General features: G+C 63.8%; 22 protein-coding genes. 19 read left to right on the forward strand and 3 right to left on the reverse strand.

Annotated features, from left to right (window positions below; all coding sequences use genetic code 11):
• Positions 1 to 202 precede the first annotated feature (202 nt).
• Positions 203 to 4,408, reverse strand: a complete 4,206-nt coding sequence (gene hrpA, locus O0879_RS12755; RefSeq protein ID WP_289916768.1) for an ATP-dependent RNA helicase HrpA — start codon at positions 4,406 to 4,408, stop codon at positions 203 to 205.
• Positions 4,409 to 4,464: 56 nt separating this feature from the next.
• Here hrpA and argA point away from each other — a divergent pair, with 56 nt between their 5' ends.
• Positions 4,465 to 5,775, forward strand: coding sequence for an amino-acid N-acetyltransferase (gene argA, locus O0879_RS12760; RefSeq protein WP_046685875.1), 1,311 nt, complete (start codon positions 4,465 to 4,467; stop codon positions 5,773 to 5,775).
• 61 nt (positions 5,776 to 5,836) lie between these two features.
• Here argA and kdsA read toward each other — a convergent pair whose 3' ends face one another.
• Positions 5,837 to 6,682: a 3-deoxy-8-phosphooctulonate synthase gene (gene kdsA, locus O0879_RS12765; RefSeq protein ID WP_034750794.1), complete on the reverse strand. Its 846-nt coding sequence runs from the start codon at positions 6,680 to 6,682 to the stop codon at positions 5,837 to 5,839.
• 219 nt (positions 6,683 to 6,901) lie between these two features.
• Between kdsA and O0879_RS12770 the strand changes: the two genes are divergently transcribed.
• Positions 6,902 to 7,174 carry an oxidative damage protection protein gene (locus O0879_RS12770; RefSeq protein ID WP_034750797.1) on the forward strand — a complete coding sequence of 91 codons (273 nt, stop codon included), beginning with the start codon at positions 6,902 to 6,904 and terminating at the stop codon, positions 7,172 to 7,174.
• Positions 7,175 to 7,296: 122 nt separating this feature from the next.
• Positions 7,297 to 7,866, forward strand: a complete 570-nt coding sequence (locus tag O0879_RS12775) for a DUF6622 family protein (RefSeq protein ID WP_354670191.1) — start codon at positions 7,297 to 7,299, stop codon at positions 7,864 to 7,866.
• Between the two features lie 32 nt (positions 7,867 to 7,898).
• Here the strand turns inward: O0879_RS12775 and rpiA are convergent, their stop codons facing one another.
• Positions 7,899 to 8,576, reverse strand: a complete 678-nt coding sequence (gene rpiA, locus O0879_RS12780) for a ribose-5-phosphate isomerase RpiA (RefSeq protein ID WP_289916770.1) — start codon at positions 8,574 to 8,576, stop codon at positions 7,899 to 7,901.
• A 206-nt stretch (positions 8,577 to 8,782) separates the two neighbouring features.
• On the opposite strand from rpiA, the gene O0879_RS12785 reads away from it, so the two are divergent.
• The 16 genes from O0879_RS12785 (at position 8,783) to O0879_RS12860 (ending at position 22,230) form a co-directional block, all read left to right on the forward strand.
• Positions 8,783 to 9,151, forward strand: a complete 369-nt coding sequence (locus O0879_RS12785; protein ID WP_077407710.1) for a response regulator — start codon at positions 8,783 to 8,785, stop codon at positions 9,149 to 9,151.
• A 2-nt stretch (positions 9,152 to 9,153) separates the two neighbouring features.
• Positions 9,154 to 9,780 (forward strand): chemotaxis protein CheC, encoded by a 627-nt coding sequence (locus tag O0879_RS12790; protein WP_034786994.1) that lies wholly within the window; start codon positions 9,154 to 9,156, stop codon positions 9,778 to 9,780.
• Positions 9,781 to 9,785: 5 nt separating this feature from the next.
• Positions 9,786 to 10,757 (forward strand): diguanylate cyclase, encoded by a 972-nt coding sequence (locus O0879_RS12795; protein ID WP_289916771.1) that lies wholly within the window; start codon positions 9,786 to 9,788, stop codon positions 10,755 to 10,757.
• Positions 10,758 to 10,907: 150 nt separating this feature from the next.
• Positions 10,908 to 12,575 carry a histidine kinase gene (locus tag O0879_RS12800; protein WP_180278712.1) on the forward strand — a complete coding sequence of 556 codons (1,668 nt, stop codon included), beginning with the start codon at positions 10,908 to 10,910 and terminating at the stop codon, positions 12,573 to 12,575.
• Positions 12,572 to 13,273, forward strand: coding sequence for a response regulator transcription factor (locus tag O0879_RS12805; protein WP_251350351.1), 702 nt, complete (start codon positions 12,572 to 12,574; stop codon positions 13,271 to 13,273). The genes O0879_RS12800 and O0879_RS12805 overlap by 4 nt, the downstream gene beginning before the upstream one ends.
• 252 nt (positions 13,274 to 13,525) lie before the next feature.
• Complete coding sequence (locus O0879_RS12810; protein ID WP_158300249.1) at positions 13,526 to 13,672, forward strand: hypothetical protein; 147 nt, start codon at positions 13,526 to 13,528, stop codon at positions 13,670 to 13,672.
• Between the two features lie 70 nt (positions 13,673 to 13,742).
• Positions 13,743 to 13,925 carry a Flp family type IVb pilin gene (locus O0879_RS12815; protein WP_035821247.1) on the forward strand — a complete coding sequence of 61 codons (183 nt, stop codon included), beginning with the start codon at positions 13,743 to 13,745 and terminating at the stop codon, positions 13,923 to 13,925.
• A gap of 94 nt (positions 13,926 to 14,019) precedes the next feature.
• Entirely contained in the window at positions 14,020 to 14,193 is a 174-nt protein-coding gene (locus O0879_RS12820; protein ID WP_077407717.1) for a Flp family type IVb pilin, read from the forward strand.
• Complete coding sequence (locus O0879_RS12825; RefSeq protein ID WP_251350350.1) at positions 14,190 to 15,260, forward strand: phosphatase PAP2 family protein; 1,071 nt, start codon at positions 14,190 to 14,192, stop codon at positions 15,258 to 15,260. The genes O0879_RS12820 and O0879_RS12825 overlap by 4 nt, the downstream gene beginning before the upstream one ends.
• On the forward strand, positions 15,257 to 15,844 hold the full coding sequence (locus O0879_RS12830; RefSeq protein WP_289916774.1) for an A24 family peptidase: 588 nt from the start codon (positions 15,257 to 15,259) through the stop codon (positions 15,842 to 15,844). Before O0879_RS12825 ends, O0879_RS12830 begins: the two co-directional genes overlap by 4 nt.
• Positions 15,845 to 15,884: 40 nt before the next feature.
• On the forward strand, positions 15,885 to 16,505 hold the full coding sequence (locus tag O0879_RS12835) for a methyltransferase (protein WP_289916776.1): 621 nt from the start codon (positions 15,885 to 15,887) through the stop codon (positions 16,503 to 16,505).
• A gap of 33 nt (positions 16,506 to 16,538) precedes the next feature.
• Positions 16,539 to 17,885 (forward strand): ATP-binding protein, encoded by a 1,347-nt coding sequence (locus tag O0879_RS12840; protein ID WP_180278711.1) that lies wholly within the window; start codon positions 16,539 to 16,541, stop codon positions 17,883 to 17,885.
• Entirely contained in the window at positions 17,882 to 18,730 is an 849-nt protein-coding gene (cpaB, locus tag O0879_RS12845; protein ID WP_099666909.1) for a Flp pilus assembly protein CpaB, read from the forward strand. Before O0879_RS12840 ends, cpaB begins: the two co-directional genes overlap by 4 nt.
• A gap of 22 nt (positions 18,731 to 18,752) precedes the next feature.
• The gene (locus tag O0879_RS12850; protein WP_099666908.1) at positions 18,753 to 20,339 is read left to right on the forward strand and encodes a type II and III secretion system protein family protein; all 1,587 of its coding nucleotides are present in this window, start codon (positions 18,753 to 18,755) and stop codon (positions 20,337 to 20,339) included.
• A 9-nt stretch (positions 20,340 to 20,348) separates the two neighbouring features.
• The gene (locus O0879_RS12855; RefSeq protein ID WP_289903962.1) at positions 20,349 to 20,636 is read left to right on the forward strand and encodes a pilus assembly protein; all 288 of its coding nucleotides are present in this window, start codon (positions 20,349 to 20,351) and stop codon (positions 20,634 to 20,636) included.
• Between the two features lie 46 nt (positions 20,637 to 20,682).
• On the forward strand, positions 20,683 to 22,230 hold the full coding sequence (locus tag O0879_RS12860; RefSeq protein ID WP_289916779.1) for a Tad domain-containing protein: 1,548 nt from the start codon (positions 20,683 to 20,685) through the stop codon (positions 22,228 to 22,230).
• Positions 22,231 to 22,232: the final 2 nt, after the last annotated feature.

Consider the following 22,232-nt stretch of genomic DNA (forward strand, 5'->3'; position numbering starts at 1 on the left):
CTCGGCGGCTCTGCTAATCCGGCAGAAAACGCTTCAGAATTTAGCGAACAAGCGACTATAGCCGCCCATCGTTAGTGTCACGGTGCCTCTAGAAACCGTAGCGAGCAAGCTCAATATTGCGTTGAGTAGCGCAACCGTACTCTAGTACGGTGAGCAACGCCGACGCAATAGTGAGTTGCGCAGTAGGTTTATAGAGGTACTATCACCGCTGCATCGACTCCCATACCTTTTGCAGGCGCTTGGCCGAAACAGGCATCGGCGTGCGCAATTCCTGCGCGAACAGCGACACGCGCAGCTCTTCCAGCATCCAGCGGAAGTCGACCAGTTTCGGGTCCGTGTTCTTGCCAGCCTGGCGGTCCTTGGCCTGGCGCAAATACGGCGCGGCCGCCGATTGCCACTCGGCCATCAACTTGGTGTCGCGCGCTGGGTCGGCGCGCAGCTTTTCCAGGCGCACGTTGATCGCTTTTAAGTAACGGGGGAAGTGCGCCAGCTGCGTGTACTCGTTTTCCGTCAGGAAACGCTTATGCACGAGTCCCTGCAACTGCGACTGGATATCGGTGGCCGCCGCCGCAGGAATATTCTGCAGGCGCTTGGGCAAGCCGTGGAATTCCGTCAGTACTTGCGACAGCAAACGGGCGATTTCATTGACCAGCAAGACCAGGCGCGACTTGCCCTCCGCCTGGCGCTTGGCGAACGAGGCGGCGTCCAGCGGCAGCGGATCTTGCAGGCAAGCAATATCGAGCGCCTTGTTGATGATTTGCTCGCGCAACTCTTCCTGCGAACCGAGGGCCATGAATTGCATGCCCATCTGCTGCAAACCGGGGATGCTTTTCTCGACGTACTTGATCTGCTCCTTCATCTGCAGCGCGAACAGGCGACGCAACCCCACCTTGTGCGTGCGGGCGGCCACCGTCGGGTCATCGAACACTTCCAAGTCGCAATGCGTGCCCTTGTCGACCAGCGCGGGGAAGCCGATCAGGGTCAGCTTGCCTTGCACGATTTCGAGCAACTCCGGCAATTCGCCAAAGGTCCAGCCCGTCAAGCCCATGTGCTGCGAAACGGTGGCATTGCCTGACGCCGGCGCCGCAGCAGCGGCAGCGCCTTTGGCCGGCGCACCGCCCTTGCCTGCCGCCGCGTTGGCGCCCTGCGCCTGCGCCTGCAGCCGCGACGCCACTTGCGCGCCCGCCACCTTGGCACCGGGCGTACCCGTGCCGGACACGCCCGACACTTCGGCCAGTTTCTGGAAACTCTGGCGCGCCTGGCCGCCGAATTCCGCCTGCAAAGTGGCCAGGTTGCGGCCCATGTCCAGCTGGCGGCCGTGCTCGTCGATCACCTTGAAATTCATAAAGTGATGGGCAGGCAAGGTTTCCGGCTTGAAATCCGTCGTCAGCACATTGATCGTGATCTGCGTGCGGATGTCGAGGATGATGGCGTCTACAAGATCGCCGCGGCCAAACACGCCCGCTGCATGCACGCGCTCGCAGAACTTGGCCGCGTAATCGGGCAGCGGCACGCAGTGGCGACGCAGCTTTTGCGGCAGCGATTTGAGCAGCAGATGCACTTTTTCCTTCAGCATGCCCGGCACCAGCCATTCGCAGCGTTCGCGCGGCAACTGGTTCAAGGCATACAGGGGTACCGACAACGTCACGCCATCGCGCACGCTGCCCGGCTCGAAATGGTACGTGAGGCCCATTTCCAGGCCCGTCACGGACATGGTTTTCGGGAACAGGTCGGTGGTCACGCCGGCCGCCTCGTGGCGCATCAGCTCTTCGCGGTTCAGGTACAGCAGCTTCGGATTCTCGCGTATGGCCTCTTTATGCCATTTCTCGAAACCGGCGCCATTGCACACGTCCGCCGGCAGCAATTTGTCGTAGAAGGCGGCGATCAGTTCATCGTCGACCAGCACGTCCAGGCGGCGCGATTTGTGCTCGAGGTTTTCGATGTCCTTGATCAGTTTATGATTGTGCGCAAAGAACGGCGCGCGCGTGTCGAAGTCGCCGCCCACGAGGGCGTCGCGGATGAAGATTTCGCGCGCTTCCGGCAAGTTGAAATTGCCGTAATTGATGCGGCGCTGGCTGTACACCACCAGGCCATACAGAGTAGCCCGTTCGGACGCCGTCACCTGCGCCGAGCGTTTTTCCCAGCGCGGCTCGCCCCACGATTTCTTCAGCAGGTGCTCGCCCACCTTTTCCAGCCATTCGGGCTGGATCTGCGCCACGCAGCGCGCGTACAAACGCGTCGTGTCGACCAGCTCGGCCGCCATGATCCACTTGCCCGGCTTTTTCAGCAGCGAGGAACCAGGCCAGATATGGAACTTGATGCCGCGCGCGCCCAGGTAGCCCGCGCCCGGCTCGTCCTCGCCCTTGAAGCCGATATTGCCCAGCAAGCCAGTCAGCAAGGCCATGTGCAGATTATCATAGGTGGCGGGTGCTTCGTTCAGGCGCCAGCCCTGTTCCTTGACGATGGTCAACAACTGCGAGTGCACGTCGCGCCATTCGCGCAAGCGCATCTGCGACAGGAAATTCGTGCGGCAATTGTCTTGCAGCTGGCGGTTGGTTTTCTTGTGCTCGATGGCGGATTCGAACCAGCGCCAGATTTTCAGATAGCTGAGGAATTCCGACTTTTCATCGGCAAACTTCTTATGTGCCTCGTCGGCCGCCTGCTGATGCTCCATCGGGCGGTCGCGCGGGTCTTGCACGGACAGGGCCGAGGCGACGATCAGCACTTCCGTCAGGCAGGCGTTGTCGAGCGCGGCCAGGATCATGCGGCCCACGCGCGGGTCCAGCGGCAGCTTGGCCAGCTTGTTACCCAGCGGCGTGAGTTTATTGACTTCATCGACGGCGCCCAGCTCCTGCAGCAGCTGATAGCCGTCGGCCACCGCGCGTGCCAGCGGCGGCTCGATGAAGGGGAAGGTTTCCACGTCCGTCAGGTGCAATGACTTCATGCGCAGGATGACGGCCGCCAGCGAGGAACGCAGGATTTCCGGTTCCGTGAATTTCGGGCGCAGCAGATAATCCTGCTCTTCGTACAGGCGGATGCAGACGCCGTCGGCCACGCGGCCGCAACGCCCGGCGCGCTGGTTGGCGGCCGACTGGGCGATCGGCTCAACCTGCAGCTGCTCGACCTTGTTGCGGTAGCTGTAGCGCTTCACCCGCGCCAGGCCCGCGTCGACCACGTAGCGGATGCCGGGCACCGTCAGCGAGGTTTCCGCCACGTTGGTGGCCAGCACGATGCGGCGCGCATTGCTGGTCTTGAACACGCGCTCCTGCTCTTCGGCCGACAGGCGGGCAAACAGCGGTAAAATCTCCACGTGCGGCGGATGGTGCTTGCGCAGCGCTTCGGCACAGTCGCGGATTTCGCGCTCGCCCGGCAAGAACACCAGCACGTCGCCCGAACCGATGCGGCACAGCTCTTCCACGCCATCGACGACGGCATCCATCAAGTCGCGCTTTTCGCGCGCGGCAGCCGTGCGCTGGCCCGGCTTGTCCGCATTCGCGCCGGCACCCGGCATGGCCACCTGTTCGCGCTCCACGGGGCGGTAGCGCACTTCCACCTGGTACAAACGGCCCGACACTTCGATCACGGGCGCCGGCTTTTCCGGCGTGCCGAAATGGCGCGCAAAGCGTTCCGCATCGATGGTCGCCGACGTGATGATGATCTTTAAATCCGGCCGGCGCGGCAGCAACTGCTTCAGATAGCCGAGCAGGAAATCGATGTTCAGGCTGCGTTCGTGCGCTTCATCGATGATGATGGTGTCGTAATTTTTCAACAACGGGTCGGTCTGCGTCTCGGCCAGCAAGATACCGTCCGTCATCAGCTTGACGGACGCGCCCTTCGTCAAGGTGTCGGCAAAGCGCACCTTGAAACCCACGGTTTCGCCCAGCGGCGTGCCCAGTTCCTGCGCGATGCGCTTGGCCGTCGATGAGGCGGCGATGCGGCGCGGCTGCGTGTGGCCGATCAAGCCCTTCTGGCCGCGTCCCAGTTCCAGGCAAATCTTCGGCAATTGGGTCGTCTTGCCGGAACCCGTCTCGCCCGAGACGATGATCACCTGGTTTTCCATCAAGGCCTTGGCGATTTCTTCGCGCCGGCCCGAGACGGGCAAGTCTTCCGGATACGTGATCGGCGGCAGCGGGTTGCGGAAAGCCTTTTCCGCTTCGCGCGCGGCACGGGCCGCATCGCGGGCTTCGCGGCTTTCCTGCCCCTCGCGCGGCGGACGCGCGGCCTGGGGCTTGCCCTCTCCCGATCGCTGCTGCTGTTGCTGTTTTTGCTGTTCCGCGCGCGGCGCTTGCTGCCTTTGCTGGCTCACGGGCGGGCGCTGGCGGCCCTGCGCAGGCGCGGAAACATCCCCGCTGGCGGGCACATTTGCAACGGTGGAAGGAGGGGAAGACTTATTGCTGGCTGAAGACATTGTTTTTTACAGGTATTTTAAGCGCGCACATCGCGCAGCGAATTATAATGCGCTTAATGGAAAACCCTACCCAATTCGTCCAATGGCTGCGCTCAGTCGCGCCCTACATCCACGCCTTTCGCGGCAAGACCTTCGTGGTCGCCTTCCCCGGTGAACTCGTCAGCGCCGGGGCGCTGCAGGTGCTGGCCCATGATTTGTCCTTGCTGCATGCGCTGGACATCAATGTCACCGTCGTCTACGGCTCGCGGCCGCAGGTGGCGGAACAACTGGCCTTGCGTAACGTCGAAGGCCGCTTCCACAACGGCGTGCGCATCACGGATATCGCCGCGCTGGAATGCGCGAAGGAAGCCGCCGGCGAGCTGCGCCTCGATATCGAGGCCGCGTTCAGCCAGGGCTTGCCGAACACGCCCATGTCGCATGCGGCCATCCGTATCATTTCCGGCAACTTCATCACGGCGCGCCCGCTGGGCGTGATCGATGGCGTGGACCTGGAACTGACGGGCATCACGCGCAAGGTCGACGCCGAAACCATCCATTCCATCCTCGGTTCGGACGGCCTGGTGCTGCTGTCGCCGCTGGGCTTTTCGCCCACCGGTGAAGCGTTCAACCTGACCATGGAAGACGTGGCCTGCAGCGCCGCCATCGCCCTGCACGCAGACAAGCTGATTTTCATTACGGAAACACCGATGATGGAAGACGCGACGGGCGTGGAAATCCGCGAACTGTCGTCGCACCAGGCCGAAGCCGTGCTGATGGCCGGCTTCTTGCCCGATGCCACGGCGTTTTATTTGAAACATTGCGTCAAAGCATGCCACAACGGCGTCGAGCGCTCGCACATCGTGCCGTTCTCGATGGACGGTTCCGCCCTGCTGGAATTGTTTACCCATGATGGCGTGGGCACCATGATCAGCCATGAAAACCTGGAAAGCTTGCGCCAGGCCACTATCGAAGACGTGGGCGGCATCATCAAACTGATCGAGCCGCTGGAAGCGGACGGCACTTTGGTGAAGCGGGGCCGCGAGCTGATCGAGCGCGAAATCGATTATTTCTCCGTCATCGAGCATGATGGCGTGATCTTCGGCTGCGCCGCCCTGTACCCGTTCCCCGCGCAAAAGATGGCAGAAATGGCATGTTTGACGGTGAACCCGGAAGTGCAAGCCCAAGGCGATGGCGAGCGCATCCTGAAACACATGGAAAACCGCGCGCGCGCCGCCGGCCTGAACAAGCTGTTCGTGCTGACCACGCGCACCTCGCACTGGTTCAAGAAACGGGGCTTCGTGCCGGCCACGGTCGACGATTTGCCGAAGGACCGCCAGCATATGTATAACTGGCAACGTAAATCCCAGGTGCTGATCAAGACACTGTAAAACTGAAAAAGCCCGGCATGCCGGGCTTTTTCTTTACTGAAACATCATTACTGAAACACCATTACTTGATGTTCAGCGGGGCAAACGACTTGACCAGGTCGTCGAGCGCCTTCAATTGCGCCAGGAACGGCTCCAGTTGGTCCAGCGGCAAGGCGCTGGGGCCGTCGCAGCGGGCGTTGTCAGGGTCGGGATGGGCTTCCAGGAACAGACCGGCGATGCCGACAGCCAGGCCGGCGCGGGCCAGGTCCGCCACTTGCTGGCGGCGGCCGCCCGAAGCGGCGCCGCCGGGGTCGCGTTGCTGCAGCGCATGCGTGACGTCGAAGATGATCGGCAAGTCGTCGCACGTCTTCTTCATGACGCCAAAGCCCAGCATGTCGACCACCAGGTTGTCGTAGCCGAGGCAGGTACCGCGGTCGCACAGGATCAATTGATCGTTGCCCGCTTCCTTGAATTTCTCGACGATATTGGCCATCTGGCCAGGACTGAGGAATTGCGGCTTCTTGATGTTGATGACTTTACCGGTTTTCGCCAGGGCCACGACGAGGTCCGTCTGGCGCGCCAGGAAGGCGGGCAATTGCAGCACGTCCACCACTTCGGCCACCTGCTGCGCCTGCCATGGTTCATGCACGTCGGTAATCACGGGCACGCCGAACGCCGCCTTCACGTCCTGGAAGATGCGCATGCCTTCTTCCAGGCCCGGACCGCGGTAGGAATGAATCGATGAACGGTTGGCCTTGTCGAAACTGGCCTTGAACACATATGGAATGCCCAGTTTTTGCGTGACGCGCACGTATTCTTCGCAAGCGCGCATGGCGAGATCGCGCGATTCGAGCACGTTGATGCCGCCAAACAGCGCAAAGCTGCCTGTATTGCTGACATCGATGCCATGGACTTTCACTGAGGTCATAGGGATTCCATATTGGTTAATTGCTACTACTTGGTTGGAAGAGGCGCCGCCAGCGGCTGGCGCGATAAGGCATCTTACTAGCTAGGGCGGCGCAGATCAAATTTGATCCAGCGCAAGGGCGCGGCAAACGGCTTGTCGCCAGGCCGCGACGGCCCCGCGAGGGCAGGCGCAAAGTGCCTTATAATCACGCTTTATCTCTACACTGATTCAGGAGCACAGATGGCCCGCACGATCCACTGCATCAAACTCAACAAGGAAGCCGAAGGACTGGATTTCCCGCCGTACCCGGGCGAACTGGGCAAGAAGATTTACGAATCCGTGTCGAAGGAAGCGTGGGCTGCCTGGCTCAAGCACCAGACCATGCTGGTCAATGAAAACCGCCTGAACCTGGCCGACGCGCGCGCCCGCAAATACCTGGCCACGCAGATGGAAAAGCATTTCTTCGGCGATGGCGCCGATGCGGCCATGGGTTACGTTCCACCTACGGAATAAGCTGTATCGCTTGCCCGTGACCACGTCACGGGCAGTTTCACCTTCGTTTCACGCCGTTCCCCTCCGTTTCACGGCACCGCCTCCCCGTTTCGTCGCAAGCCGCTCGCCGCCCACGCCGCCGGCTGGCACAGTACGTCCATCGACAACCTCACACCAAGGCGGACACCATGTTGCAGCAAATCTTCAGCCACACTCCCCTCTACGTCTGGGCCATCCTGGGCTTTCTCGTCTACCGCGGCGTGCTGGCCAGCCGCGCCCGCGAAGTGACCTTGCGCAAGCTGTGCATCATTCCGCTCGTCATGCTGGCCCTGTCGCTGAGCGGCGTGCATGGCAGTTTCGGCTTGGCCGGCGTGGCGCCGTTCGCCTGGGTCGCCGGCGCCCTGGCCGGCGCGGCGCTGGCATGGTCGCTGACCAAGACAGACACCATCGTGGCCATTCCCCAGCGGGGCAGCGTGCAGCGCCCCGGCAGCTGGGTACCCATGATCTTGATGATGAGCATTTTCTGCATGAAATATGCAGTCGCCGTGACCCTGGCCATCGCCCCCGCCTATGCCCATGCGGCCAGCTTCATCGTACCTGTCTGCCTCGCCTATGGCTGCTTCAGCGGCATCTTCCTCGGCGGCTTGCTGCGCACCGTGGCCGTGTACCGCCAGGCACACATGACAAGCGGCCCGCAAGGGGCCGCCGTTTAACACATCTATGCCGGCGAACGCCGGCTATCATCTTAGTACGCCAGGGTACGCACGCCTTCCGGCATGCCCAGCAGGCAAACGTTGGCGCCGCGCACGGCGAACAGGCCGACAGCGATGACGCCGACGATCTGGTTGATCTGCTGTTCCAGCGCCACCGGGTCGGCAATTTTCAAGCCCAGCACGTCGATGATCTCGCCGCCGTTATCCGTAATGAACGCTTCGGTAGTGCCTGCCTTCAGGCGCAGGCGGGGCGTGCCGCCCAGCGCGGCCAGCTGGCGCGAGACGGCAGCGCGCGCCATCGGCACCACTTCCACCGGCAGCGGGAAGGCGCCCAGGGTTTCCACCAGCTTGGAGCCGTCGGCGATGCAGACGAACTGTTTGGATACGGAAGCAACGATCTTTTCACGCGTCAATGCCGCGCCGCCGCCCTTGATCATGGCGCCGCTGGCCGTGATTTCATCGGCGCCGTCGATGTAGACGGCGATCGACTCGACATCGTTCAAGTCGAAGACGGGAATGCCATGGCCGGCCAGGCGCGCGGCCGTCGCTTCGGACGACGCAACCGTGCCCTTGATGCTGTCCTTGATCTTGGCCAGTTCATCGATGAAGAAATTGGCGGTGGAACCGGTGCCGACGCCGATGATTTCACCTGTTACTACGTAGTCGATGGCGGCGCGGGCTACGGCTTGCTTCAATTCGTCTTGGGTCATGGCATTCAGGCTAAAGTGAGGAATGGCGCTATTTTAACGGATTGCCAGCCCGGCCAGCCGGACATCATGACCGACAACGCGCCTCGATACAACAGGCAAGCGCGAAAACCTTGCCCTAAGGCAATTGCGCGTCCATTTACACTCTATGCCCTTTAAAATATGCGAAAATGGCACGATTGACCGATATGACGTTTCAGGAATAGCACATGAATCACAGTAAACAGGTACTTGTTGTCGATGACAGCCGGGTTTCACGTTTGATGTCGCATCAGTTCATCCTCAGCAAACATGCCGACTGGCAAGTGATTGAGGCGGCGACGGGTGAGGAAGCCCTGGAAAAAGTCAAGACCGCCACCCCTGTGCTGATACTACTGGATGTCAACATGCCCGGCATGGGCGGCATCGCGGCGGCGGAACAATTGCGCGCGCTGTGCCCGCAGACGCACATCATTCTCGTCACGGCCAATGTGCAGAACGCCACCCGCAACCGCGCCAGCGAATTGGGCGTCGGCTTCATGGAAAAACCGATCACGGAAACGCGCATCCACCAGCTGATCGAATCACTGGGACTGTGAGCATGGTCAATCTTTCCGAACTCGAGAATGATGCCCTGGTAGAGATATTCAACATCGGGGTGGGCCATGCGGCGGCGGCCATGAGCGAGATCGTGAATGAAGAAGTCACCATGTCGGTGCCGTCGATCACCTTCCTGAACCGTGCCGACGCGGCCGCCTTGCTGGGCAGCAAGAAGGATGGCGAACGCATCTGCGGCGTCAGCCAGCATTACGATGGCGCTTTCGCCACCGAAGCCATCCTGATGTTTCCCGAGGACAAGAGCCTGGAAATCGTGCGCCTGATGGTGGGCGACGCCATGCCGCTGCAGGAACTGACGGAGATGGAACAGGAGGCGATGAGCGAGATCGGCAACATCATCCTCAACTCCTGCGTCGGAACCCTGGCCAACCTGTTCGACAGCGAACTGCATGGCTCGCTGCCCCTGTACCACGTGGGCACCAGTGCAGAAATCCTGTCCTCGTTCGGCGGCCAGGATGACGAAGCCGTCGTGCTGATGCTGCATATCGACTTCGTGCTGTCCAAGCACCAGATCCATGGCTATGTGGCATTCGTGCTCGACCTGTCCGCCCTGCACGACCTGAAACAGCAGGTCAGCCGCTACCTGGCCAAGGTCCTGGGACAGGCGTGACGATCATGCCGGATGCATTACATCGACTCGCCCTGCTCGAGAGCATACTCGGCGCCGTGAACCTGGGCGCCATCGTGCTCGATGAAGAGCACCGCATCGTGCTGTGGAACAGCTGGATGGCGCGCCACTCGGCCCGCCAGGCCGACGCCGTGCTGGGCCAGGATTTCTTCGCCGTCTTCCCGGAAATGCGGCACAAGCGCATCGATTCGGCCATCACCCAGGCCCTGCGCGACAATTTCCAGTCGCTGCTGTCGCAAACCCTGCACAAGGCGCCGTTTGCGCTGTACACGCATGGCGCGGCCACGGGCGGCAACGACGGCGAGGAACGCATGCAGCAAGCCATCGCCGTCACACCGATCAATTTACCCGATTCGCCGCGCCACTGCCTGATCCAGATCAATGACGTCACCATCGCCGTGGGACGCGAAAAGCTGCTGCGCGAACAGACCATGGTCTTGCGTTCGCAAACCTTTTCCGACGGCTTGACGGGCATCGCCAACCGCCGCCACTTCGACGTGGCGATCGAGAAGGAAGTGCGGCGCGCCATGCGCACCAGCAGCCCGCTGTCGCTGCTGATGATCGACATCGACCATTTCAAGGATTACAACGACCATTACGGCCATCAGCAGGGCGATGATTGCCTGATCCGCGTGGCGGCCGAGCTGGCCGCCATGCTGCAGCGCCCCACCGACTTGCTGGCCCGCTATGGCGGCGAAGAGTTTGCCGCCATCCTGCCCGATACGGACGCGGCGCAGGCGCTGCGCATGGCCGAGGCGATCCGCCAGCATGCGGCCGACCTGCGCATTCCGCATGCCAAGACGGGCAATGAAGTCAAGCACATCACGGTCAGCATCGGCATCGCCACGCAGTACCCGCAGCAGCCGCTGGCCATCTCCGCCCTGATCGGCGCCGCCGACCGCGCCTTGTACCAGGCCAAGGGCGCCGGGCGCAACCGCGTGATGGCGCAGCCGCTATAAAAAAAGCAACGCAGGACAAATGATTCCAGTAGACATCTTTACGGCGTGTGCGTAGACTCGTCACTGATTGCAGCAACAATAACAAGAATTTATCTGTGGTATCTATCCCTGCGCATGGCCCACCCATGCGGGACATGGCCAGGAGCGCTTGTGAATCTCGATCCTCCCCTCATATCCGGCTTGCCGGGTGCCGGCATGGATACGACCATGGTGAACGGCATGCGCCTGCTGCTGTCGAGCGCTACCTTGCTGACCCTGTTCATCGACCCCGAAAGCGCCGGCAAGCTGAGCAAGATCACCTGGCTGATCTTTTCCGCCTACACCATGCACAGCCTGCTGCTCTATTTGCTGACCCTGCTGGGCCTCAGCCTGCCGCAGGATATCTTGCTGTACTGGCTGGACGTGGCCTGGTATGCGCTGATCGTGTTTTCCACCAGCAGCCACAACAATTTATTCTTCCTGTTCTTTTTCTTTGCCATCCTGACCTCGTCGTTCCAGCGGGGCTTCGAAGAAGGCGCGCGCGTCACCCTGGCCTCAGCCGGCCTGTTTGCCGCCACCGCCCTGTTCGGCGAAACGGATGCGGAACTGTCGCGCCTGCTATTGCGCACCACCTTCCTGCTGGCGCTCGGCTACATGATCGCCTACTGGGGCGGCTCGGCCATCACCCAGCGCAGCCACCTGGCGCTGCTGCGCGATGTCAGCCAGCTGTCCAATCCGCGCTTCGGCGTCGACCAGACCATCACCTCGGTGCTGGAAAAAACCCGCAGTTATTTCAACGGCCGCAGTTGCCTGCTGATCATGCAGGACAAGGGCACGCGGGTCTGGTCGCTGCGCAGCGTAATTCATACGGGCACGGGCGTCGTGCATACGAGTTCGATCCTCAGCGACGACGCGGCCAGTCCCCTGCTCGCTTTCCCGTACGACAAGATCGCCCTGTACAACCAGCCCGCCGGCCGCTGGCTGCCATGGTCAGGCGGCGCGCGCATGCTCGAGCCCGACAGCGGGCGCTGGCTGCGGCACGACGACGCGGCAGGCGGCCGCTTGGCCGAACTGCTCGAAGCGCACGCCTTCATCAGCGCGCCGCTGCCTTTGCGCAATGGCAAAGGGCGCATCTTCATCGTGTCCGCCACCAGCATGAGCAAGACGGACGCCCTGTTTCTCAGTCATATCGGCGCGCAGGCGTTCCCCGTCATTGAAAACATCGATCTGCTCGACCGTCTGGCATCGCAGGCGGCCTCGCGCGAGCGCGAAAAGATCGCGCGCGACTTGCATGACACGGCCGTGCAGCCGTATATCGGCTTGCGCCATGGCCTGGCCGCCCTGCGCAACGAAGCCACGCCGGGCAACCCGCTGCTGCCCGAGCTGGAAAAGCTGATCATCATGTCGGGCCAGGTGATCACCGACCTGCGCAGCTATGCGCGCACGTTCAAGAATGGGCAAGTGCAAAGCGAGCCGGAACTGCTGGTCGCGCTGCGCCGCCAGGCCACGCAGATCCGCGAATTCTATGGCATCGACATCGCCCTGCATATCGAAGGCGACCTGCACATCAACGACCGCCTGGCGGCCGAAGTGTTCCAGATCGTCAACGAAGGCATGAGCAATATCCGCAAGCATACGTCGGCGCGCCATGGCGCCGTCAAGCTGACCTGCGTGCAGGGCGCGTTGCACATCAGCATCGACAACGAATGCGCCGCCGCGCACGTCCCCGACTTCCTGCCCGACTCGCTGGCCGAGCGCGCCGCCGCCCTGGGCGGCACCGCCCGCGTCACGCATGGCATGCTGGGCAACACCTCCGTGCAGATCGAGATCCCCATATGAATGACTTACGCCACATCCCTCCGGCCGGCCATGTCATCAGCGTCATGCTGGTGGACGATCACAAGACCATGCTGTGGGGCCTGGAGCGGCTGATCGGCGGCGAGCACTCGGGCATGCGCGTGGTCGCCACGGCCTCCGACAGCGCCGAGGCGCTGGAGCAGGCGAAGGCGCTGCAACCGGATGTGATCGTGCTGGACCTGGACCTGGGCGGCATCAGCTCGCTGGCCATCCTGCCCGCGCTGGCGCAGTGCGGCAGCACGCGCGTGCTGGTGCTGACGGCCAGCCACGACCAGGCCATCCTGGACCAGACGGTACTGAAAGGCGCGCGCGGCATCGTCAGCAAGGACGCGCCGGCGGAAATGGTCTTGAAAGCCATCGAAAAGGTGTACCAGGGCGAACTGTGGCTGGAACACGCGATGCTGGGACGCATGCTCACGCAGCTGACCCAGCCCGGCGGCGGGTCGGCGCAAGCCATCGCCGTCGCCAGCCTGACCCTCAAGGAAAGAAAGATCATCGCCGCGCTGGTGCACGGCAGCGGCACGCCGGCCAAGCTGCTGGCGGACCAGCTGTTCATCTCCGAACACACCTTGCGCAATCACCTGACGTCGATCTACCGCAAGCTGGGCGTGTACAACCGCCTGGAACTGTACGCCTACGCCACCAAGCACCAGCTGGGCCAATTGCCGCCCGGCGCCTGACGCCGTTCCCCCTGCCCGGCCACTGCACGGCCGCGCACGCCCTTCCCCGCCACCTCCCTGCGCCAGCCACCGGCATGGCCTCCCTTCGCCCCTGCACGCCAAACTCGACCATGACAATTGTCACGGAAAAAACAAGCAGTTCCTCCTCGCAATAAAAGGATGTTCTTCTGATGTAGATCAAGGTGCCGACTTCTATAGTGGATTTACCGGAGTGCAAATCACCGCGCGGCCCACCACAACACGGAGCACAGCATGCGCTTTGACAAGTTTCTTCCGACAGCCCTGATCACCTATTTACAGGGCAAGGAAAAGGCTGCGTTCTACCGCTATGCACTTGTGGCGGCCCTCATGGCGGTGGTCTGCATCATCGGACTGCTGGCACTGGGCGAAAGTCCATGAGTGCGCCAGGAAGCAACGCTGCCATGCCGTTTTACCCACCGCTGTACCTTAACCACCACCAGGAGTTGTCATGAACCTCATCAAAAACTTTATCCGCGAAGAAGATGGCGTCACCGCAATCGAGTATGGCCTGATCGCTGCCCTGATTGCCGTAGTGATCATCGCTGCCGTCACCATCGTCGGCACGCAGCTGAAAAAAACGTTCAGCACCATCGGCACCAAGCTCACCTCCGCCAATACCGCTGCCGCCTGAACACGGTACTCCGGGCTGGCACGTCGCCAGTCCGGTTACCGCCAGGTCAACGCCACAGGCAAGTTTCCCCCTGCTCACCTATCAGAGGCCCATCGTGAAAACTCTCTTCAGCCGTTTATCCGACGAGTCCGCCGTCACGGCGATCGAGTACGCGCTGCTGGCGGGCCTGATCGCGGCAGTGCTGGTGATCACGATCACCCTGCTCGGTGACCAGGTCAAGCTGCTGTTTGTCTACGTCAAGGACCAAGTGGTCCTGGCCCTGTCATGAATACCCTGCGCGCCTCGCTGCGCACCCACCGCGCCCTGCTGCTGATCGTGCTGCTGTATGCCGCCGCCGCCGCACTGCTGGCCGGCGGCCTGCCCAGCGCCTCGGACACCCTCAACGTACTGGCCGGCTTCCTCGTGGCCATCCTCACGGGCCCCGTCTTCATCCTGTGCGGCTACACCATCCATGTCATGGTGGTGAAACGCCCGCACCGCCTGTGCCACTATCTGTACCACGATCTGCGCCGCTACCTGAGCAACGAGCGCCTGCTGCACGCGCTGCCAGCCATGCTGCTGATCCCCATATTCGCCTCCAGCTTCACCGTCTTCAAGGCCGCCATCCCCCGCCTGCATCCGTACACCTGGGATGCCAGCCTGTCCGCCTGGGACATGGCGCTGCATGGCGGCAAGGCCCCATGGGAAAGGCTGCAGCCGCTGCTGGGCCACCCGCTCATCACGGGCCTGCTCAACTTCAGTTACCACTTCTGGTTCTTCCTGTTCTACGCCATCCTGTACTGGCTCATCCTCGATACCCGCCGGCCGCTGCTGCGCATGCAGTTCCTGCTCAGCTTTGCGCTGACCTGGATCGCCCTGGGCAGCATCCTGGCCGTGCTGTTTGCCTCGGTCGGCCCCTGCTACTACGGCCACCTGCACGCCAGCGACCCGTATGCGCCGCTGATGGCCTACCTGCATGACGCCAACCAGCACGTCCCCGTGTGGGCCCTGCAAGTGCAGGACATGCTGTGGCAAGGCTATCAAAGCAAGGGCACGAACGGCGAACTGGGCATCTCCGCCATGCCCAGCATGCATGTGGCCACGGCCGTGCTGATGGCGATCATGGGCTGGAAAGTGAGCCGCGCCGCCGGGCTCGCCCTGTCCGCCTTCGCCGTGCTGATCCTGCTCGGCTCCATCCACCTGGGCTGGCACTATGCGCTCGACGGTTATGTGGGTGCGGCCGGCGCGGCGCTGGTGTGGCACCTGGTGGGACGCATGCTGGGCAGCCAGGCCGCAGCCCCCGCCATGAACCTGGCCACGGCGCCCTGTCTGAGCAAGGGAGGACTGACATCATGAGCGCCCGCCTGCCCATGCTGCTGTGCCTGGCCGTGCTGGCCACCCTGCTTGCCGCCGCGCTGTGGCACGACCTGCGCACGCGCCGCATCCCCAACCTGCTGGTGCTGTGGGGTACGCTGGCTGGGCTGATCCTGAACAGCTTCGTGCCATCCGGCGACGGCCTGTTCGACGCCTCCTTCGGCGGCCTGGGCCTGCTGCAGGCGCTGGCCGGCGCCGGCGCCGGACTGGCCCTGCTGCTGCCCATGTACCTGCTGCGCGCCCTCGGCGCCGGCGACGTCAAATTGATGGCCATGTGCGGCGCCTTCCTCGGCCCCGATGCGGTGCTGGAAGCGGCCCTGCTGACCTTCCTGTGCGGCGGCGTGCTGGCCCTGGCCGCCGCGCTGGCAGGCCGCCGCCTGCGCCTGGTGCTGCGCAACACCTATCACATGATGCTGGGCGCGCTGCTGCACAGCCTTGCCGGCGGCGCCGCCACGATCGCCGAACCGCCGCCAGCCACCGGCAAGCTGGCCTACGCCTTCGCCATTGCCAGCGGCACCGCGCTGCAGGTGTTCCTGCAATACCACCATCTGTGGAGCCTGCGCTGAAACGCGCCGCTCCGACGACCAGCCACCACAGGACCCGACCATGCACACCCTCGCCACCCTCTGCCACTCGCGCCACGCCAGCCTGTTCACCAGCATCGCCATGGCTTGCCTGTGGACCTTCTTCGCCAGTGCCCACGTGGTGGGCTACCTGCACGGCGGCGACTGGAGCTATTTGCTGTTCTGCGCCGCCGAAACCCTCGCCGCCCTGTTCTTCATCGTGCGCTCGGCCCCCGTCAGCGTCTCCACCGATGCGGGCGACTGGCTGCTGGCCATCGGCGCCACCTTCGCCCCCTTCCTGCTCTCGCCCGCCGACATGGCCATCTGGCCCGGCGCGCGCTACCTGCTGGCCCTCGGCAGCCTGCTGCAGATCGCCGGCCTGCTGTCGCTGAACCGCAGCTTCGGCCTGGTGGCGGCGCAGCGGGAGATCAAGACGGGCGGCGCCTACCGCGTGGTGCGCCATCCGCTGTATGCCAGCTACCTGATTTCCCTGAGCGGCTACCTGCTGGCCAATACCTCGCCCATGAACGGCGTCGTGTACGTGCTGGCCATGCTGATGCTGGTGGCGCGTTTGCTGCGCGAAGAGCGCTTCCTGTCCACCGACGTGCGCTACCGCGTCTACATGCGGCAGGTGAAGTACCGCCTGCTGCCCTTCATCTTCTGACAACCGGCCACCCAAGCAAGAGGAGTACCTATCATGCCTGACACCTATCCAGAACGCAGCGACGGCGGCGGCATCGAGCCGGCGGCCAAGCGCGCGCCACGCACGGTCGAGGAAACGGGATTGCCCTTCCTGTTCCTGGTCGAACTGCTGGTCAAGATACTCTTCCTGCGCGGCCAGATCGGCCTGCCAGCCCTGTCGACGCACGTGAAACTGGGCGCCGGCGTACTCGAACCGCTGCTGACCTTCATGCGCGCCGAAAAGCTGTGCGAGGCACGCCGCAACGGCGGCAGCGGCACCGACGCCGACCTGTATTACCTGCTGGGCGACCAGGGCCGCCTGCGCGCCGCCGAATACATGCGCCGCAATGCCTACAGCGGTCCCGCCCCCGTCACCCTGGCCGACTACAGCAACCAGGTGCTGGCGCAAAGCGTGGCGGACATGCAGGTCACCCGCGACGACGTGCAGCGCGAATTTCGCGACGTGGTGGCCAGTTCGGCCGTGCTCGACCAGCTGGGCGCGGCCATGAATTCCGGGCGCGCCCTGTTCTTCCACGGCCCCGCCGGCAGCGGCAAGAGCTACCTGGCCGAGCGCCTGAACGGCCTGCTCAGCGGCGCCATCGCCCTGCCCCATGCCGTGATGGTCGACGGCGAAGTGCTGCCCTTCCTCGACCCCATGCTGCACACCCTGTCGCACGGCGGCTCCGTGCCGCCCGACCCGCGCTGGGTGCGCGCCGAGCGTCCCGCCGTGCTGACGGGCGGCGAGCTGACGCTCGACATGCTGGACCTGCAATTCGACCAGGGTAACCGCCTGTACCAGGCGCCGCCGCACCTGAAGGCCAATAACGGCATCTTCATCATCGACGACCTGGGCCGCCAGCGCTGCTCGCCCGTGGAGCTGATGAACCGCTGGATCGTGCCGATGGCGCGGCATATCGATTACCTGTCGCTGCACACGGGCTACAAATTCCCAGTACCCTTCGACGTCATCGTCGTGTTCTCGTCGAACCTGGCGCCGCAGCACCTGGCCGACGACTCCTTCCTGCGCCGCATCGGCTACAAGATCCACGTGGGCCCCCTGAGCGCCTACCACTACCTGGCCGTGTTCCGCAGCACCTGCGCCCAGCTGGGCATCAATTTCGACGAAGCCTCCTACACCTACCTGCTGCACCTGCACAGCCAATACCAGCGGCCCTTGCTGGCCTGCTATCCGCGCGACATCCTGGCGCAGGTGTGCGACCAGGCGCGCTATGAAGACCACGCAGCGCAGCTGAATCCGGAAGTGCTGCTGTGGGCATGGAAAAACTATTTCGGCAGCGATGACGACCTTGCAAGCACACATAACGGACCGGCAGCGGTCCAGCACAAAGGGGAAGCAAAATGAGAAACGCACGCGCTCTGACGATGATGGCCATTGCGGTCATCCTGGCGTTCGCCGCGGTCATCGTGGCCGCGCGCTGGATCAATGCCCAAGCCTCGGGCAACATCAACAAGGTGGCCGTGGCCCAGGTCGACATCAGCCTGGGCGCGCGCCTCACGCCCGACATGGTCCGCATGGTGGACTGGCCATCGAACGCGCTGCCGCCGGGCGCCGTCAACGATCCGAAACTGCTGGAAACGCGCGTCACGCGCACCAGCATCCAGCACGGCGAACCGATCATGGAAGGCAAGCTGGCGCCTCCCGGCACGCAAGGCGGCCTGTCGGCCGTCGTCGCCGAGGGCAAGCGCGCCATGACCGTGCGCGTCAACGATGTGGTGGGCGTGGCCGGCTTCGCCCTGCCCGGCAACTTCGTCGACATCCTCGTCAACACCCAGGGCGAAGGGGCGCGCAAGACACCGGACCGCGATCCGAACATTTCCAAGATCGTGCTCGAACGCATCCTCGTGCTGGCCATCGCCCAGGAATCGAGCCGCGACGACACCAAGCCCAAGGTGGTCAACGCCGTGACCCTGGAGCTGACGCCGGAGCAGGCGGAAAAACTCGACCTGGCGCGCAGCGTAGGCACCCTATCGCTGGTGCTGCGCAACCAGGTCGAGGACAAGCCCGTCAACACGGAAGGCGCCACCAAGTCCAGTTTGCTCGATGAAAAAGTCGCCATGGCAGCCCCCGCCGCCATGGTGCAAGCCAAGCCGCTCCCCCGCCGCCGTCCTGCCGCAGCAGCTGCGCCACAGGCCGGTCCACGCGTCGATGTCATCAAGGGGCTGGAACGCAGCTCCCAACAATTCTAACCTGCACCAGAGGAGCCTAGCCATGAGTACATATCGCACAGCAAGCGGCATCCGGGGCCTGCGCCTGGCGCTTGCCATCGCCGCCATCGGCGCCCTGGCGCCCCGGGCGCACGCCGAGCCAGTCGCCGCCACGACCGCTACCGCCGCCGCTGCTGAAACGGGCGCCGCCAGGAGCAGCCGGGCCGCCGTCCGTCCCAAGTCCACGCCGCCGCAAAGCGAATCGCGCGCCGGCCGCACCGAGATGGCGCCGCAAATGAGTCTGGCCGAAGGCAAATCGACCCTGGTGCGCCTGCCGTTCGCCGCCAGCCGCATGTCCGTCGGCGATCCGCGCATCGCCGACGTGATCCTGCTCAACCCCACCGAGGTGTACCTGCTGGGACGCTCCGTCGGCACCACCAACCTGATCCTGTGGAACAAGAGCAATGACGCCACCATCATCGACCTGGCCGTCGGCATCGACAGCAGCAGCCTGCAGGCACGCATGGCCGAGCTGCTGCCGAACGAAAAGATCCACGTCACGGTGGCAGGCGACACGCTGATCCTGTCGGGCATGGTCAGCGATGTCGTCAAGGCCGACCAGGCCCTGTCGCTGGCCAACGCCTATGTGCAGCGCAGCACCCGCAGCGGCGGCGCCACCTCCGGCGCAGCGCCGGCCGCAGGCGCCGCCGCTCCAGCCCCTGCGCCCGATGCGGGCATGCCGCGCGTGATCAACCTGCTGTCGATCGCCGCGCCGCAGCAGGTAATGCTGGAAGTGAAGGTGGCCGAGGTGTCGAAGGTGCTGGTCGACCAGCTAGGCGCCAGCCTGGGCATCAACAAGACCATCGGCAGCTGGTCGTATTCGCTGCTGTCCAGCCTGCTCAGCAACAATCCCAGCGGCTTGAGCGGCGCCAGCAAGAACAACTTCTTCAACCTCGACGCGCAAAAACGCGATGGCCTGATCAAGGTGCTGGCCGAACCGAACATCATGGCCATCAGCGGGCAGGAGGCGAGCTTCCTGGCCGGCGGCAAAATCTTCATCCCCGTCAGCCAGACCAACAATGGCGGCGTGCCCACCATCACGCTGGAAGAGAAGGAATTCGGCGTGGCCGTGAAATTCACGCCCACCGTGCTCGAAGGGGGACGCATCAACCTGAAGGTGGCGCCGGAAGTGTCGGACCTGAACAAGGACGGCATCGGCATCACCGCCACCGGCATCTCGGCCACCGCCGTCCTGCCTTCGTTTACGACGCGGCGCGCCACCACCACGGTGCAGCTGTTCGACGGCCAGAGCTTCGCCATCGGCGGCTTGATCAAGAACAACGTGACCAGCAATATCAAAGCCTTGCCGGGCCTGGGCGAAGTGCCCGTGCTGGGTGCCCTGTTCCGCAGCACGGACTTCCAGACGGACCGTTCGGAACTGGTCTTCATCATCACGCCGCACCTGGTCAAGCCGCTGCCGGCCGACTACAAGCTGCCCACCGACGGCTACATCCAGCCGACGCGCGGCGACATGTTCATGCAGGGAAAAATGGAAGGCAGCGCCCCTGCGCCCGCCCCCGCAGCGCCAGCAGCGCCCATGCAGCCGCAAGCGGCCGCGCCCCAGCCTGCCGCCGGCTTCGACCTCAAATAGGAGAACACCATGAAAACCGCTCATTGCCTGCCTTGCGCCGCCCTGCTGTCGTTGCTGTCGCTGCTGGCCGGCTGCACCGCCACCACCACGCCCGTGCTCGATTCGCACTTCGGCGAATCGGTGGCCCTGCTCAAGGCCCAGCAGATCATGTATCCGGACGCCTACCGCAATACCAACCCCGTCAGCGGCATCGACGGCAAGGCCGGCGCCAGCGCCTACCAGCGCTACCAGAAATCGTTTGCGGCGCCGGACCCGCAACCGAATGTGTTCACCATCGGCGTGGGCGGACGCCAGTAGGCGCCAGTCCCGCGATGCACTTCCCCCAGGCCACCAGGAGACAGCCATGAACACCGCATTCCGCAGGTACGATAAGCAGCAAGGCGCGATCGCCATCGTGCTGGGGCTGACCCTGGTGGTACTGTTTGCCATGGGCGGCCTGGTGCTGGACCTGGGCCACCTGTACATCGCCAAGACGGAGCTGCAGAACGGCGCCGACAGCTCGGCGCTGGCAGGCGCCGTGGAGCTCAATCAAAGCGCCACCGGCATCGACAACGCGCAGACGAAGGCCATCGCCATCGCGCAAAAGAACCGCTACGATTTTTCCACCACCCTGACCATCACGGCCGCCAACATCAGCTTCGGCCCCAGCCCGGACGGGCCATGGTCGTCCGGCGCCAGCGCCCGCACCAGCCCCCAGGGCCAGACCTTCATCCGCGTCGACACGGGCAGCAAGACCTTCGCCACCTACCTGATGGGCATCGCCGGCATCGCCAGCACCAGCACCTCGGGCGTGGCCGTGGCGGGCCGCTTCGTCAACGACGTCACGCCGATCGGCGTGTGCGCCGTCGATCCGGCCAACAAGACGGCGCAATACACGTATCCGGCCGCGCCGGCCGGCACGGGCCTGACGGAACTGCTGGAATTCGGCTTTCGCCGCGGCGTCACCTACAACCTGTTCGGCCTCAATCCGCTGGGCGGCTCGTCCGATCCCTACCTGATCAACCCCGTCGACGCCCCCCCTGGCGCCTGCGACGCGTCGCATTCCAGCGCCAATTCCACCGCGCCGTTCATGTGCACGGGCAGCAGCGCCGTCGTCAGCAGCGGCTCGGGCAAGGTCTACACGAACACGGGCTTGAGCGCCGGCAAGATCGCAGCCGCCCTCAATTCGCGCTTCGACGATTATTCCTCGCCTTCCGTGTGCGACCCCGCCACGGCGCCACCCGATACCAACATCAAGGAATATCCATGCAAGGGCGGCGGATCGCCCTGCGTCGCCAGCGCCGCCAACTCGCCGCCCACCGGCTGGATGGAACCGGGCGCCAGCACCTTGCCCAGCCAGCAATCGGTCAGCCTGTCCGGCAACAAGCCGAACTACCGCCTGCCGCCGACCTTCACGACACCCGTGACGGCGGCCCAGGCGCAGTTCGCCGGCTACGGCGTGCTGTGGTCCTACGGCCCCGCCTACCAAAGCAACGGCGCCACCCCGGCCAAGGCCGGCACGGCCTACAGCGTCGCGGACGCCAATGCCAATCCCATGTACAGCACGGCCAAGGCGAACTACTTCGACACGGCCAGCTACCCCGTCAGTCCCGGTGCAAGCTTTCCTGCCAGTACGCCGCCTTCGCCGTACAACCAGACCAGCGGCCCCACGTTCCAGGCGCCCTCGGCAGCCCATCCGGGCCGCAACAACCGGCGCATCCTCAACGTGGTGCTGGTCGACTGCCGCACGGCGCCCGTGGGACCGGCTTCGTGCGGCTCCATGGATGCCGTGGGCATCGGCAAATTCTTCATGACGATGAAGGCCGATTTCAGCGGCGGTGCGCGCCTCGACGTCGAGTTCGCGGGCCTGATCGAGCCCGTGCCGAATTCCGAAATCAAACTCTACAAGTGAGG

Origin of the sequence: Janthinobacterium sp. SUN120 (assembly GCF_030397735.1) — a bacterium.
GTDB lineage: Bacteria > Pseudomonadota > Gammaproteobacteria > Burkholderiales > Burkholderiaceae_D > Janthinobacterium > Janthinobacterium kumbetense.

Bases quoted from the DNA above. Each gene is read 5' to 3' on its own strand.
- O0879_RS12850 (WP_099666908.1), top strand. From the start codon at position 18,753: ATGAGTACATATCGCACAGCAAGCGGCATCCGGGGCCTGCGCCTGGCG.
- O0879_RS12835 (WP_289916776.1), top strand. From the start codon at position 15,885: ATGCACACCCTCGCCACCCTCTGCCACTCGCGCCACGCCAGCCTGTTC.
- O0879_RS12805 (WP_251350351.1), top strand. From the start codon at position 12,572: ATGAATGACTTACGCCACATCCCTCCGGCCGGCCATGTCATCAGCGTC.
- hrpA (WP_289916768.1), bottom strand. From the start codon at position 4,408: ATGTCTTCAGCCAGCAATAAGTCTTCCCCTCCTTCCACCGTTGCAAAT.
- O0879_RS12855 (WP_289903962.1), top strand. From the start codon at position 20,349: ATGAAAACCGCTCATTGCCTGCCTTGCGCCGCCCTGCTGTCGTTGCTG.
- cpaB (WP_099666909.1), top strand. From the start codon at position 17,882: ATGAGAAACGCACGCGCTCTGACGATGATGGCCATTGCGGTCATCCTG.
- O0879_RS12785 (WP_077407710.1), top strand. From the start codon at position 8,783: ATGAATCACAGTAAACAGGTACTTGTTGTCGATGACAGCCGGGTTTCA.
- O0879_RS12830 (WP_289916774.1), top strand. From the start codon at position 15,257: ATGAGCGCCCGCCTGCCCATGCTGCTGTGCCTGGCCGTGCTGGCCACC.
- O0879_RS12810 (WP_158300249.1), top strand. From the start codon at position 13,526: ATGCGCTTTGACAAGTTTCTTCCGACAGCCCTGATCACCTATTTACAG.
- O0879_RS12790 (WP_034786994.1), top strand. From the start codon at position 9,154: ATGGTCAATCTTTCCGAACTCGAGAATGATGCCCTGGTAGAGATATTC.
- O0879_RS12795 (WP_289916771.1), top strand. From the start codon at position 9,786: ATGCCGGATGCATTACATCGACTCGCCCTGCTCGAGAGCATACTCGGC.
- O0879_RS12815 (WP_035821247.1), top strand. From the start codon at position 13,743: ATGAACCTCATCAAAAACTTTATCCGCGAAGAAGATGGCGTCACCGCA.
- kdsA (WP_034750794.1), bottom strand. From the start codon at position 6,682: ATGACCTCAGTGAAAGTCCATGGCATCGATGTCAGCAATACAGGCAGC.
- O0879_RS12840 (WP_180278711.1), top strand. From the start codon at position 16,539: ATGCCTGACACCTATCCAGAACGCAGCGACGGCGGCGGCATCGAGCCG.
- O0879_RS12825 (WP_251350350.1), top strand. From the start codon at position 14,190: ATGAATACCCTGCGCGCCTCGCTGCGCACCCACCGCGCCCTGCTGCTG.
- O0879_RS12860 (WP_289916779.1), top strand. From the start codon at position 20,683: ATGAACACCGCATTCCGCAGGTACGATAAGCAGCAAGGCGCGATCGCC.
- O0879_RS12770 (WP_034750797.1), top strand. From the start codon at position 6,902: ATGGCCCGCACGATCCACTGCATCAAACTCAACAAGGAAGCCGAAGGA.
- argA (WP_046685875.1), top strand. From the start codon at position 4,465: ATGGAAAACCCTACCCAATTCGTCCAATGGCTGCGCTCAGTCGCGCCC.
- rpiA (WP_289916770.1), bottom strand. From the start codon at position 8,576: ATGACCCAAGACGAATTGAAGCAAGCCGTAGCCCGCGCCGCCATCGAC.